At 63.5% G+C, this 12,992-nt stretch carries 11 protein-coding genes and 1 riboswitch; of the genes, 7 read left to right on the top strand and 4 right to left on the bottom strand.

Translation table 11 applies throughout. The annotated features are described in order from the left end of the window. Nucleotides 1–237 precede the first annotated feature (237 nt). The 3 genes from PQV96_RS05460 (at nt 238) to nrdR (ending at nt 3,119) form a co-directional block, all read left to right on the top strand. Nucleotides 238–1,104 carry a lytic transglycosylase domain-containing protein gene (locus tag PQV96_RS05460; protein WP_044402740.1) on the top strand — a complete coding sequence of 289 codons (867 nt, stop codon included), beginning with the start codon at nt 238–240 and terminating at the stop codon, nt 1,102–1,104. A 116-nt stretch (nt 1,105–1,220) separates the two neighbouring features. Next, nucleotides 1,221–1,371: riboswitch (ZMP/ZTP riboswitch) on the top strand. Nucleotides 1,372–1,407: 36 nt separating this feature from the next. After that, nucleotides 1,408–2,652 carry a serine hydroxymethyltransferase gene (gene glyA, locus PQV96_RS05455; RefSeq protein ID WP_044402743.1) on the top strand — a complete coding sequence of 415 codons (1,245 nt, stop codon included), beginning with the start codon at nt 1,408–1,410 and terminating at the stop codon, nt 2,650–2,652. Nucleotides 2,653–2,669: 17 nt separating this feature from the next. Next, nucleotides 2,670–3,119, top strand: a complete 450-nt coding sequence (nrdR, locus tag PQV96_RS05450; protein ID WP_044402746.1) for a transcriptional regulator NrdR — start codon at nt 2,670–2,672, stop codon at nt 3,117–3,119. A gap of 168 nt (nt 3,120–3,287) precedes the next feature. On the opposite strand, the gene PQV96_RS05445 is transcribed toward nrdR, so the two are convergent. From PQV96_RS05445 to aroC, 3 genes are read right to left on the bottom strand one after another with little or no spacing between them, the layout of a single operon-like run. Then, nucleotides 3,288–5,066, bottom strand: a complete 1,779-nt coding sequence (locus tag PQV96_RS05445; protein WP_273624782.1) for a bifunctional metallophosphatase/5'-nucleotidase — start codon at nt 5,064–5,066, stop codon at nt 3,288–3,290. Beyond that, entirely contained in the window at nt 5,063–6,271 is a 1,209-nt protein-coding gene (locus PQV96_RS05440; protein ID WP_273624781.1) for an MFS transporter, read from the bottom strand. The genes PQV96_RS05445 and PQV96_RS05440 overlap by 4 nt, the downstream gene beginning before the upstream one ends. Nucleotides 6,272–6,294: 23 nt before the next feature. After that, nucleotides 6,295–7,392 carry a chorismate synthase gene (gene aroC, locus PQV96_RS05435; RefSeq protein ID WP_273624780.1) on the bottom strand — a complete coding sequence of 366 codons (1,098 nt, stop codon included), beginning with the start codon at nt 7,390–7,392 and terminating at the stop codon, nt 6,295–6,297. 189 nt (nt 7,393–7,581) lie between these two features. Between aroC and PQV96_RS05430 the strand changes: the two genes are divergently transcribed. Next, entirely contained in the window at nt 7,582–9,738 is a 2,157-nt protein-coding gene (locus tag PQV96_RS05430) for a bifunctional diguanylate cyclase/phosphodiesterase (protein ID WP_273624779.1), read from the top strand. 24 nt (nt 9,739–9,762) lie between these two features. On the opposite strand, the gene PQV96_RS05425 is transcribed toward PQV96_RS05430, so the two are convergent. Further along, on the bottom strand, nt 9,763–10,215 hold the full coding sequence (locus tag PQV96_RS05425) for a CBS domain-containing protein (protein ID WP_066691606.1): 453 nt from the start codon (nt 10,213–10,215) through the stop codon (nt 9,763–9,765). A gap of 100 nt (nt 10,216–10,315) precedes the next feature. Between PQV96_RS05425 and PQV96_RS05420 the strand changes: the two genes are divergently transcribed. The 3 genes from PQV96_RS05420 (at nt 10,316) to PQV96_RS05410 (ending at nt 12,959) form a co-directional block, all read left to right on the top strand. Further along, entirely contained in the window at nt 10,316–11,626 is a 1,311-nt protein-coding gene (locus PQV96_RS05420) for an O-acetylhomoserine aminocarboxypropyltransferase (RefSeq protein ID WP_273624778.1), read from the top strand. Between the two features lie 2 nt (nt 11,627–11,628). After that, nucleotides 11,629–12,447, top strand: a complete 819-nt coding sequence (locus tag PQV96_RS05415; protein WP_273624777.1) for an alpha/beta fold hydrolase — start codon at nt 11,629–11,631, stop codon at nt 12,445–12,447. Between the two features lie 164 nt (nt 12,448–12,611). After that, entirely contained in the window at nt 12,612–12,959 is a 348-nt protein-coding gene (locus PQV96_RS05410) for an Mpo1-like protein (RefSeq protein WP_273624776.1), read from the top strand. The last annotated feature ends 33 nt before the right edge of the window (nt 12,960–12,992 follow it).

The following is a 12,992-nucleotide window of genomic DNA, read 5'->3' as shown; positions in this document are numbered from 1 at the left end:
TATTTTTGATAGTATTGACCAAGCATTAAGTACCCTCCTAGAATCCGCCAGCCTTGAAAACCAAGGCATCCAAAGTCCCAATCCGCTGCCGAACCCGGCTAAGTCAACACTGTCTCCCCTGCACTACGCAGTCACCGCAGACAGCAGTTGATGGCGTACCAATCCAAGCGGAAGCTCGCTTCAGCACTGCGAACACCAGCAGTCACTCCAGAGCCTCCGCCTCAGAAAGGAAGAGCTATGACAGCGTCAGGAAAATTTGTCTCCGGCCTACGAACCTTCGTGACCGATGTGACCAATGGTTTTCTTGAAATCACCCACAACAGCTTTGCCCTCATCGGCCTGGCTGTTGCCTTTGTTGCGATCACACTGACTGCGCGCCCTGATCTGCGCCAGGCAGGAGAGGAGCAACTCATGAACTGGCTGCAGGAGCGACAAGTCGCAGCCATCGGCATGCCCGTAGAGCCCGATGCCAGCGAACGCGCTACGGCAGGCAACCCCAAGGACCTGCCCAAAGAGCAGGCGGCTGTGGCCTTTTGGCTAAGCAAAAAGTACAAGGTGGCTCCAGAGCCCCTGAGCGTTCTGGTCGCTGAGGCGTATGACATTGGCACACGCACCAAGCTGGATCCGACCCTCATCCTCGCCATCATGGCCATCGAGTCAAACTTCAATCCGTTTGCCCAAAGCGCGGTCGGTGCGCAAGGCCTGATGCAAGTGATGACCCGTGTGCATACGGAGAAGTACCAGAATTTCGGTGGGCACTTTGCGGCGTTCGACCCTGTGTCCAACCTTCGCGTCGGCGTCAAGGTGCTGCAGGAGTGCATTGCACGCGCAGGTTCCATCGAAGGGGGTTTGCGCTATTACGTGGGCGCCGCCAACCTGCCCGATGATGGTGGATACACCGCCAAGGTGATGGCAGAGCATTCGCGCTTGCGCCAGGTGGCCAATGGCCGGTCTGTACCCGTCAATGCACCCGTCATGCTCTCCACCCAAGCTCCTGCGGCCACACCGGCACAAGCCGTGCCAGCCGCATCGCGCAATGCTGGCGAACGCCCCTCGGCCGAAGCCGACAGCAAGGTGGCGTTGCTCGGCTCTGTGGGCTCCTGAAGCCAGGTGCTGTCACCCCGCGTGGCAGCACAGTATTCAGACCAGACACTTACCAAAACGCCCAGCGGACTCAAAGCGCCGCCACCCGGCAGGCCCATGAGTACCTCAGCTACACTACGGGGGTACGCGACTGGCGATAGGCGTGGCACTTTTCAGGTGTCACCGCTGACGTGGAAAACAACAAGATCCGTCATCTTGTGAACCACTGGGGAGCGTGCCGCGAAGGACCTGGGCCTGAGCGTTCCGCCGTTCGCCTGGGCAGCCCTTGTTTCAAGGGACATAAGTTCATAGGACTGCCATACCATGTACGACCGCAAAATTCTTGTCGAACAAACCGATCCCGAGCTGTTTGCAGCCATCCAGGCCGAAAACGCCCGCCAAGAGCACCACATCGAGCTGATCGCCAGCGAGAACTACGCCTCCCCCGCCGTGATGTGGGCGCAAGGCACCCAGCTCACCAACAAATACGCCGAAGGCTACCCAGGCAAGCGCTACTACGGTGGCTGCGAGCATGTGGACGTGGCCGAGCAACTGGCCATCGACCGCGTGAAGAAGATCTTTGGCGCCGATGCTGCCAACGTGCAACCCCATTGCGGCGCATCTGCCAATGAAGCCGTGTTCCTGGCCTTCCTGAAGCCCGGCGACACCATCATGGGCATGAGCCTGGCCGAAGGCGGCCACCTGACCCACGGCATGCCGCTGAACATGTCGGGCAAGTGGTTCAACGTGGTCAGCTACGGTCTGGACAAGAACGAAGCCATTGACTACGACGCGATGGAAGCCAAGGCCCGCGAGCACAAGCCCAAGCTGATCGTGGCTGGGGCATCTGCTTACAGCCTGCACATCGATTTCGAGCGCTTTGCCAAGATCGCCAAGGAAATCGGCGCCATCTTCATGGTGGACATGGCCCACTACGCCGGCCTGATCGCTGCGGGTGTGTACCCCAACCCCGTGCCCCACGCCGACGTGGTCACATCCACCACGCACAAGAGCCTGCGCGGCCCCCGTGGCGGCATCATCCTGATGAAGGCCGAACACGAGAAGGCCATCAACAGCGCCATCTTCCCCGGCCTGCAAGGCGGCCCCCTGATGCACGTGATTGCCGCGAAGGCCGTGGCCTTCAAGGAAGCGCTGACGCCCGAGTTCAAGGCCTACCAGGAACAAGTGGTGAAGAACGCCAAGGTCGTGGCCGAGACGCTGACACAGCGTGGTCTGCGCATCGTGAGCGGTGGTACGCAAAGCCACGTGATGCTGGTAGACCTGCGCGCCAAGGGCATCACCGGCAAGGAAGCCGAGGCTGTGCTGGGCGCTGCTCACATGACCATCAACAAGAACGCCATCCCCAACGACCCTGAAAAGCCGATGGTGACCAGCGGCGTGCGCATTGGCACACCCGCCATGACCACCCGTGGCTTCAAGGAAGAAGAAGCGCGCCTGACGGCCAACCTGATCGCTGACGTGCTGGACAACCCACGCGATGAAGCGAACATCGCAGCCGTGCGCGAAAAGGTCAACGCCCTGACTGCACGCTTCCCTGTCTACCGCTAAGCAGGTACCCAGCGACCATGAAATGCCCCTTCTGCAGCCACCTGGAAACGCAAGTCGTTGAAACACGGGTGTCTGAAGACGGGGTGTTCATCCGGCGCCGCCGCCAGTGCGGCGCCTGTGACAAGCGTTTCACGACCTACGAGCGGCCGGAAGTGAACTTTCCGGCCATCGTCAAGAAAGACGGTCGCCGCATCGAGTACGAACGCGGCAAGCTGCTCGCCTCTTTCAACCTGGCGTTGCGCAAGCGCCCGGTGAGCACCGAGCAGATCGATAGCGCCATTGAACGCATTGAAGAAAAGCTGCTGAACCTGGGGCAGCGTGAGGTGAACTCTGGCCGCATCGGTGAGCTGGTGATGCGTGAGCTCAAGAAGCTCGACAAAGTCGCCTACATCCGCTTTGCCAGCGTGTACCGCAGCTTTGAAGACATTGACGAGTTCAGAGCGCTGGTAGACGAAGTGCGCAAATAGGCTGGTGTTGCCTGGGTTGTGCAGGCAGATACAACCAAGCTATTATTTTTATAGCTGCTTGCGCTTGCTGCATAAGCGCTATAGGCCAATTTGGCTAATAGTCCTCAATCACCCAGACATCAATCGCTTCAAAGCGCCTACGGGCAGATGTGCCCTCACCCCGGCCCACTACGGGGCACGCTGGATGCGGTTGGTGAGCGGTGGCGCTATCGGGCTGTGTGCCAGCACGTAGGCCTCCAGCACATCCAGATCGAGATCGCCGCCTGTAGTGTCTCGCCCCTCCATGAACACCGTGAAGCCATCCCCACCGCTGGCCAGAAAGCTGCTGATGGCCACCCGCACTACGGCGGTGTCCTCCAGCGGCTTGCCATGCAGGGTCATCTGGCTGATGCGCGAGCCAGCGGGTTGCGACAGGTCGTACCGGTAGCCAAATCCTTCAGACACCGACAGCACCCGAGGGGACTGCAGCGTGCTGGTGCCGCCGGCAAACTGTTGCTCCAGCACCGCGCGGATCTGCGCGCCGGTGTACGTGCGCACCATGATGTTGTTGCCAAACGGCTGAACGCTGAAAAGCTGCCCATAGCGCAGCTGGCCTTGCGCATCAGGCACCAGATCAGCCCGCAAGCCACCGGGGTTCATGAACGAGAGCTGGGCACCGCCCTTCTGCGGCGCGCGGGTCGCGGCCAACTGGGCATCTGCCACCAGATTGCCCAACGTGCTTTCCAGCGCTTCGTTGCGCACGCGCAGCAGCGGCGCACTGGCCCGGCCCACGGGCCGCTGCGCCAGGGGTTCGGCAGCGGCCTTGTAGCGTGCCACCAGTTGCTGCACGAACGGATCGGCCGGATAGGCCGGTACGGCAGCGTTCAGGGGCACCAGCCCCTGGCTGCCGGTAAATGCCTCGCCCTGCACGATGTGGTTGTGTGCAGTTTTGCGCACTACCTGGCGGGTGGCGGTGTCCACCCGCAGTGACACCTCCGTCAGCAGCGCACCGTACTGCCCGGCGCTGGTCAGCAAAAACGGGCGGGCTGGATTGATGCGGCCGTAGTCACACACATAGGCCTGGTGGGTGTGGCCCGAGACGACCACATCCACAGAGGGGTCCAGCCGCTCCAGAATCGGCACGATGTCGCCGTTGATGCCCGAACACTCCTGCCCCAGCACCTTTGCATCGGTGTAGCCCCCTTCGTGGATGGCGACAACGATCACATCGGCCCCCTGGGCACGCAACTGGGGCACCAGGGCATTGGCCGTGGCGGCCTCGTCTTCAAAACGCAGGCCTTTCACGCCCGCAGGGCTCACCATGGTGGGCGTGGCCTTGAGCGTCATGCCGATGAAGCCCACCGCCACGGTGGCATTGCCCTGCGTGAAACGTTTGATACCCGTGGCGGGCAACAAAGGCTGGCCATCTTCACGCACAGTGTTGGCGGCCAGAAAACGGAACTGGGCCCCTTCAAAGGGCTTGCTGATCTGGCAGGGCTCGCGCACCGTGAATTTCTCGCAACCGCCCTGCTGCAGGCGCAGCAGCTCTTGCCAGCCCCGGTCAAATTCGTGATTGCCTACTGCAGAGAAGTCGATCTGCATGTGGTTCACGGCTTCGATGGTGGGCTCGTCCAGGAACAGGGCCGACACCAGGGGCGATGCGCTCACCATGTCCCCAGCGGTGATCACGGCATGGTGTGGATGGCGGGCCTTGAGCTGCGCGATGGCGCTGGCCAGGTAGGCGGCGCCACCGGCGGGCACACGCTCCACGCCCTGCTGGCTGCTGATGGGTACCGCAATGTGGGGCGGCTCCAGGTTGCCGTGAAAATCGTTGAAGGCGATCAGCCCGATATCCACAAAGTTGGCATTAGTCTGCGAACCCGGAGGATGGGCGCAGCCCAGCAACGTGGTCAAAGTGAGGGTTGCCGCCAGTGCGGCGACCGCTTTGCTAGCGTTTTTCACGATCATTCCAAGCTCCGTTCCTTGAGGGCGCTGTGCCCCACCTTCCAGGCACACAGGCAGGACAGCACACTGGCCACCATGGCTGCCCAGTACACCGACGCCAAGCCAGCAGCATCGCCCAAAGCGCCCCCTGCCAATGCCCCCACCACGCCAGGCAGGCCATAAGCCAGCACCGTGTACAAGGCCTGACCGCGCCCGCGCAGGCGACCTGGGAAGTATTCCGAAAGCAGCGCCATGCACACTGTATGGTGGGCCGCAAAGGTGAGCGCGTGCAGCATCTGCGCCACCACCAGCACCAGCAACCACGCACCTGCGGCAGCCGTCATGCCCATGCGCAGCGCCATGGCAGCAGCGCACACCAGCAGCCAGCGACTCAAGGGCCAGCGCGGCAGCCAGCGCCCCTGGGTGAAGAACCATGCGATCTCTACCACCACAGACACCGCCCACAGCACGCCAATGGTGGATTTGCGATACCCCAAGGCATCCAGGTACAGCGAGAAGAACACGTAGACCGCAATGTGGGCCAGCACGTGAAAGCAAGCCGATGCGAAAAACCACCGCACCTGGGGCCTGCGCAAGACGGGGGCCATGGCAGGCCTGGCGCCATGACTGGTGCTGGAAGAAGGCTGCCCCTCTTCCAGGCGGGGCAAGAGCCAGGTGCTGGCCACCACCGCCACCAGGGTGGCCAGCGTCCAGCCTGGGAAGTCGGCCATGCCAAACTTCTCAAACCACGCCCCGGCCGCAAACACCGTGACCAGAAAGCCCAGCGAGCCCCACAGCCGCACCCGGCCATAGCGGCGCGCATCGAAGCTGCCTTCCTGGCTTACCAAGTGGGCCATGGCAGCCTCGCTCATCGGCATCATGGCGCTGGTGTGGGTGAACATGAGCAGCAGCACGGCCGCAATCCACCAAGTGCCGCCGGGCACCCACAGGCCCGCTGAAATCACCAGCGCAAGCGTCGAACACCAGCGCAGCAAGGGCACACGCTGGCCGGTATGGTCGCTCAACACGCCCCAGCCATAAGGCGCAAACAGGCGCGTGAGGGATTGCAGCGACGTCAGCACCCCGATGGTGACCAGGGGCAGGCCCAGACTTTTGAGCCAGAGCGGCAGGTACGGGTTGAAAAACCCGATGTGTGCGAAGTAACTGGCCGACAGGGCAGCAAACGGCACCAGCGGCCGCCGCGCCCCCAGCGTGCGCAAGCGCTGCATGCGAGGCGACTGCCTGGCAGGGCTTACAGGAACGAGGCTTTGATGGGCGCCACCGCGTGCACCACATCGCCGCACTGGGCCCGGTGGCGCAGGGCATGGTCCATCACCACCAAGGCCAGCAGGGCCTCGGCGATGGGCGCAGCACGAATGCCCACGCAGGGGTCGTGCCGCCCCTTGGTGATCACCTCGGTGGGGTTGCCGTGGATGTCGATCGACTCACGGGGGCTGATGATGGAGCTGGTGGGCTTGATCGCCAGGCTCACTTCCAGGTCTTGCCCGGTGCTGATACCGCCCAGCACCCCCCCAGCGTTGTTGGACATGAAGCCGTTGGGCGCCATGGAGTCGCCATGGGTGGTGCCGCGCTGGGCCACGCTGGCAAAGCCGGCGCCAATTTCCACGCCCTTGACGGCGTTGAGCCCCATCATGACGAAAGCAATGTCGGCGTCCAGCTTGTCGTACAGCGGCTCACCCAAGCCTACCGGCACGCCCGTGGCCTGCACGCGGATGCGCGCACCGCAGGAATCACCCGCCTTGCGCAATGCGTCCATGTAGTCCTCGTACTCGGCGACGTCAGCCACCGGCGCAAAGAACGGATTGCTGCGCACGTGATCCCAGCTCTCAAAGGGGATTTCCAGCTCGCCCAGCTGCGTCATGCACGCGCGAAACTGCGTTCCATATTGCTGCTGCAGCCATTTCTTGGCCACGGCACCGGCCGCCACGGTGGGGGCCGTGAGCCGGGCAGACGAGCGGCCGCCACCGCGCGGGTCACGAATGCCGTATTTGTGCCAGTAGGTGTAGTCCGCATGCCCAGGGCGAAAACTCTGCGCGATGTTGCCGTAGTCCTTGCTGCGCTGGTCGGTGTTGCGAATGAGCAGGGCAATGGGGGTGCCTGTGGTCTTGCCTTCGTACACCCCCGAGAGAATTTCCACGGCATCGGGCTCGTTGCGCTGCGTGACGTGCCGACTGGTGCCCGGGCGGCGGCGGTCCAGGTCGATCTGGATGTCGGCCTCGGACAGCGGCATGCCAGGCGGGCAGCCATCAATCACGCAGCCGATGGCTGGACCATGGGATTCACCAAAATTGGTGACAGTGAAAAGGGTGCCTAGGGTATTGCCGCTCATGGCGAGGATTATCCCAGAGCAATTCAGTCCTACATGCGCATAGAGCGCTTGGCAGAGCGCCTGTGTAGGACTAGCATGGGGTCAGACTCTTGAGAAGCGCATGCCAACCTCCCCATCGCTCCATGGAGCCCCCGCCACGCCACGCACTCTGTTGCACCATGAGCCGCCCCCCTGCTGGCCGACAGCCCCTTGCGCCAAGCCCTGGATTGCAGCGACAACGCCATCGCGCTGACCAACCGCGACCGGCAGGTGGTGTATGTCAACCAGGGCTTCACGCGCCTTTTTGGCTTCACCAGTGACGAAGCGCGGGGCCGTTACCTCAGCGACATGCTGCAGGGCCCGCACACGCACCAGGGCCTGACGGAAGCCATTCGCAGCGGATTGCGCCTGCAAGGGCATTACCACGGCGATGCGCTCATCTACAGCCGCGATGGCCAACCGCGCTGGGTATCGATGGTGGTCAACAAAGCGGATGAAGCACAGGGAGGTCCCGGCGGCTCCATCACGGTGCTCACCGACATCACCCTGACCAAGATGCATGAAGTGCTGCAAAAGCGCGTGCTCGAAAGCATGGTTAGCGAAACCAGCCTGCCCGAGCTGATGACCAGGGTGTGCAAAGAGGTGGAAAACATTGCCCCGGAGGTCACGGCCTCCATCCTGGCGGTAGACACGAACGGCCGGGGTCATCCCCTGGCGGCACCCGGTTTACCAGACCACACCTGCGCGGCACTCGATGGCGTGCAGATCGGCCCCAACGTTGGCTCCTGCGGCACGGCAGCCTATTTGGGCAAGCCTGTGGTCACCACCAACATCGCCACCGACCCGCGTTGGGATGACTGCCGCGCTCTCTTCGAATCGACCGGGCTCAAGGCCTGCTGGTCCAGCCCCATCAAAAACCACGAGGGGCTGGTGGTGGGCACGTTCGCGTTTTACTTCAAGGAGCCGCGCGAACCCAATGCGCTGCACAAGAGCCTGGTACAGGTCTGCCTGCACCTGTGCGCCCTGGCCATTGAGCGCGACGCTTCGCGCCAGCGCATCCACCAGCTGGCGTTCTTTGACGTGCTGACCGGCCTGCCCAACCGCGCCATGTTCCGCAACAACGCGGAAAGGGCCCTGTCCAGCATGGCACGTGACCACCAGACCGGCGCCCTGCTCTTCGTGGACCTGGACCGATTCAAGCAGGTCAACGACACCCAGGGCCATGCGGCCGGAGACACCTTGCTGCGGGTGGTGGCGCAGCGCCTGGGCGAATGCGTGCGCGCCCAGGACTGCATTGGCCGCCTGTCGGGCGACGAATTCGTACTGCTGCTGTCTAACTGCACCACGGAACAAGCGGTGCAAACGGCGCAGCGTGTACTGGGCAGCATCGCCATGCCGGTAGACATCCAGGGGCAGATCAACCTGCCCAGCGCCAGCGTCGGGATTTCCATTTATCCCTATGACGGCACTGACATCGACACCCTGGTGCGCCATGCTGACCAGGCGATGTACCAGGCCAAAAGCGACCATCGCCACAGCCTGCAGCTTTTCAGCCAAGAGATGAACCGGCGCACCCAGGAACGCGCCGCCATGGAGCGGGCCCTGCACCACGCACTGGAGCGTGGCGAGCTGACCCTGCACTACCAGCCCCAGATCACCTCGGACCCGGTGCTGGCGCTGCACGGCATGGAGGCCCTGGCCCGCTGGAGCCATCCCGAATGGGGCGCAGTCTCTCCAGCGCAGTTCATCCCACTGGCCGAAGAAACCGGGTTGATTCCGGCGCTTACCGATTGGCTGGTGAATGAGGTCTGCCAGCAAATCAACACCTGGCGCGCAGCGGGCATTGCGGTGCCGCACGTGGCGGTGAATCTGTCCGGGCGCAGCTTTCACCAAAAAGGGTTTGCGCAGAACGTGAGCAACACCTTGCGCCAGCATGGCTTGGCTGCGCACGACCTGCTGCTAGAAATCACCGAGAGCGTGATGATGGATGCGCGCGAGATAACTCAGGAGAACATCGAGTTGCTGAGCCAGCAGGGGTCTCGCCTGTCACTGGATGACTTTGGCACCGGCTACTCCAGCCTGAGCTACTTGCACCGCCTGCCGATCACAGAGCTGAAGCTGGACAAGTCTTTCGTGCAAGACCTGGAACACAGCGAAACGGCCCGAGCGCTCACGATTTCCGTGCTGAGCATCGCGAAGAGTCTGGGCATGACCGTGGTGGCCGAGGGCGTGGAAACGTCGCAGCAGTGCCGCTGGCTGAAAGAGCACGGCTGCGAGGTGATGCAGGGCTACCTTCTGGGCCGCCCCATGCCGGCACACATGCTGCACGCGTGGTCTTTGGAAGCCAGCGCCGTTTGCTGCAGCTGAGCACCTGGGCAGCAGCCCCTGCGCTCAGGCCTTGGTATCGTCTTCCGCAGGCCAGTCGCGGATGTAGGCCTTGAGCATCTGGTTTTCGAAGTTCTGGCTGTCTACCACGGCCTTGGCCACGTCGTAGAAGCTGATCACGCCCATGAGCATGCGCTTGTCCATCACGGGCATGTAACGGGCGTGGCGATCCAGCATCATGCGGCGCACCTCGTCCATGTCGGTTTCCAGCGTGCAGGTCAATGGCGCATCGTCCATCGCAGAGCGCACGCGCATGGTGCCCACCGAGCCCCCGTTGCGCACCATGGCCTGGATCACTTCGCGGAAGGTGAGCATGCCCACCAGGTCACCCAGCTCCATCACCACCAGCGACCCAATGTCTTTCTCGGCCATCACCTGGGCCGCTTGGGCCAAAGGCTCGTCCGGCGTCACGGTGTAGAGGGTGTTTCCTTTGACGCGAAGGATGTCGCTGACTTTCATGGTGCAAGGTCTCCGGGGGGGCGCACTGCGCTGTAGGCGTAATCGCATCAAATATAGCCCACAATTTACGCCCATATCGACAACATCGGAGACAGAACCCATGCCCGGTTATTCAGACCCCGGCTTCGACACGCTGGCGCTGCACGCAGGCGCCAGCCCCGACCCCGCCACCGGCGCACGCGCCACCCCCATCCACCTGACCACCTCGTTCGTCTTTGAGTCGAGCGACCACGCGGCCTCCCTCTTCAACCTGGAACGCGGCGGCCATGTGTACAGTCGCATCAGCAACCCCACCAACGCGGTGCTGGAGCAGCGCGTGGCCGCCCTGGAAGGCGGCGTGGGTGCCATTGCCACCGCCAGTGGCCAGGCCGCACTGCACCTGGCGATTGCCACGCTGATGGGCGCGGGCAGCCACATCGTGGCCAGCACGGCGCTGTATGGCGGCTCACAAAACCTGCTGCACTACACGCTGTCGCGCTTCGGCATCGAGACCACGTTTGTGAAGCCGGGCGACATCGACGGCTGGCGCGCTGCGGTGCGCTCCACTACCCGCCTGTTCTTTGGCGAAACCGTGGGCAACCCCGGCCTGGATGTGCTGGACATCCCCACGGTGTCCTCCATCGCGCACGATGCGGGTGTGCCGCTGCTGGTGGACTCCACCCTCACCTCGCCCTGGCTCGTCAAGCCGTTTGAACATGGCGCCGATCTGGTCTACCACTCGGCCACCAAGTTCCTGTCGGGCCACGGCACCGTGGTGGGGGGCATCGTGGTGGATGGCGGCAGCTTTGACTGGGACGGCCCCAAATCCGCCGGCAAGTTTGCCGAGCTGACGCAGCCCTACGACGGCTTCCACAACATGGTGTTCACCGAAGAAAGCACCGTGGGCGCCTTTTTGCTGCGTGCGCGGCGCGAGGGCCTGCGCGACTTTGGCGCCTGCATGAGCCCGCACACGGCTTGGCTCATCCTGCAGGGCATTGAGACCCTGCCGCTGCGCATGGCGCAGCACATGCGCAACACCGAGAAGGTGGTCGAATTTCTGGCTGCGCAGCCGTTTGTGTCGCGCGTCGGTCACCCCTTGCTCGACTCGCACCCCAGCCATGCCCTCGCGCAAAAGCTGCTGCCACGCGGCGCGGGCTCGGTGTTCAGCTTTGACCTCAAGGGCAACCGCGAACAGGGCAAGAAGTTCATTGAAACCCTCAAGGTCTTCAGCCACCTGGCCAACGTGGGCGATTGCCGCAGCCTGGTGATCCACCCGGCCAGCACCACGCACTTCCGCATGAGCGACGATGCGCTGGCGGGCGCGGGCATCAGCCAGGGCACGATCCGCCTGTCCATCGGCCTCGAAGATGCCGACGACCTCATCGACGACCTCAAGCGCGCGCTGAAAGCGGCAGAGAAAGCGGGGGCCTGACCATGTACATCCAAGTCAACGGCGCCGCCATCTACTGCTACACCGGCGGCAAGGCATTTGATGCCGCCAAGCCCACGGTGGTGTTCATCCACGGCGTGCTCAACGACCACAGCGTGTGGGCCCTGCAAAGCCGCTACATGGCCAACCACGGCTGGAACGTGCTGGCCATCGACCTGCCCGGCCACTGCCGTAGTGGCGGCGATGCCCCCGCCACGGTGGAGCAAGGCGCGGACTTCATCGGCGCGCTGCTGGATGCCGCGGGCGTGCAGCGCGCGGCACTGGTAGGCCACAGCTGGGGATCGCTCATTGCCATGGAAGCCGCCGCGCGGCTCAAGGACCGCATCAGCCACCTGGTGCTGGTGGGCACCGCCTTCCCGATGAAGGTGTCGCCCGCACTCATCGAGGCCTCGCAGACCGACCCGGAGAAGGCGATGCGCATGGTCAATGTGTTCTCGCGCAGCACCCTGTCCGCGCCCCCATCGGCCCTGGGCCCGGGCACCTGGGTGTTTGGGGCGGGCATGGCGCTGGGGCGCAAGGTGCTGCGCAGCAACACAGCAGTCAATGTGTTCCACCGGGGTTTTGTGGCCTGCGACAGCTACGCAGGCGGCGAGGCGGCCATGGCGCAACTGACCTGCCCGGTGCTGTTTGCGCTGGGCAGCCAGGACCAGATGACGGCGCCCAAGGCGGCGCAAGGACTCATCAAGGCCGCCCAGGCGGCGGGCAAGCAGGTGCAGATCACCCACCTGCCCGTGGGCCACAACCAGATGACCGAGGCGCCCGAAGAGACACTGGCCGCCATCCGGAACTTCCTGGCCCGGTGAGCCCCCAAACCCCGGCGCGCTGACAGTCCGCCGGGGTTTCAATCGCCGGTTCAAGGTGGCAGACCCGTTAGCGACAGCCCACGCGCACTGCCCCGCTGGTGCGCGCCAGAACTGCGGCGTATAACGCGGGCAGAGGGGCTTTACCCCCGCCCGGAGACAACGCCATGACCAGCCAGACTGCCACCCCGCAACCCGCGCCCAGCACAGACCCTCGGGCCTTCAAAAGCTTTGCAGAGTTCTACCCGTTCTACCTCAGCGAGCACAGCAACCGCACCTGTCGCCGCCTGCACTTTGTGGGCTCCACGCTCAGCCTGCTCTGCCTGGGCATGCTGGTGGCCACGGGCAAGCCGCAGTACCTGCTGTATGGCCTGCTCTGCGGCTACGGCTTTGCCTGGGTGGGGCACTTCGGCTTTGAAAAGAACAAACCTGCCAGCTTCAAGCGGCCGCTCTACAGCTTTATGGGCGACTGGGTGATGTACAAGGACATCTGGACGGGGAAGGTGCCGTTTTGAAGCACTGATTCGCGCACCTTCCGCCGCGTACAA

The organism is Acidovorax temperans, from assembly GCF_028596105.1.
In the GTDB taxonomy this organism is placed as follows: Bacteria; Pseudomonadota; Gammaproteobacteria; order Burkholderiales; family Burkholderiaceae_C; genus Acidovorax; species Acidovorax temperans.
Note: the sequence above shows the minus strand (reverse complement) of the source record. Positions and strands in the feature narration are given on the sequence as shown.

Excerpts from the sequence above, each read along its gene's own strand:
- PQV96_RS05460 (WP_044402740.1), top strand. The coding sequence starts at position 238 with ATGACAGCGTCAGGAAAATTTGTCTCCGGCCTACGAACCTTCGTGACC.
- glyA (WP_044402743.1), top strand. The coding sequence starts at position 1,408 with ATGTACGACCGCAAAATTCTTGTCGAACAAACCGATCCCGAGCTGTTT.
- nrdR (WP_044402746.1), top strand. The coding sequence starts at position 2,670 with ATGAAATGCCCCTTCTGCAGCCACCTGGAAACGCAAGTCGTTGAAACA.
- PQV96_RS05445 (WP_273624782.1), bottom strand. The coding sequence starts at position 5,066 with ATGATCGTGAAAAACGCTAGCAAAGCGGTCGCCGCACTGGCGGCAACC.
- PQV96_RS05440 (WP_273624781.1), bottom strand. The coding sequence starts at position 6,271 with ATGCAGCGCTTGCGCACGCTGGGGGCGCGGCGGCCGCTGGTGCCGTTT.
- aroC (WP_273624780.1), bottom strand. The coding sequence starts at position 7,392 with ATGAGCGGCAATACCCTAGGCACCCTTTTCACTGTCACCAATTTTGGT.
- PQV96_RS05425 (WP_066691606.1), bottom strand. The coding sequence starts at position 10,215 with ATGAAAGTCAGCGACATCCTTCGCGTCAAAGGAAACACCCTCTACACC.
- PQV96_RS05420 (WP_273624778.1), top strand. The coding sequence starts at position 10,316 with ATGCCCGGTTATTCAGACCCCGGCTTCGACACGCTGGCGCTGCACGCA.
- PQV96_RS05415 (WP_273624777.1), top strand. The coding sequence starts at position 11,629 with ATGTACATCCAAGTCAACGGCGCCGCCATCTACTGCTACACCGGCGGC.
- PQV96_RS05410 (WP_273624776.1), top strand. The coding sequence starts at position 12,612 with ATGACCAGCCAGACTGCCACCCCGCAACCCGCGCCCAGCACAGACCCT.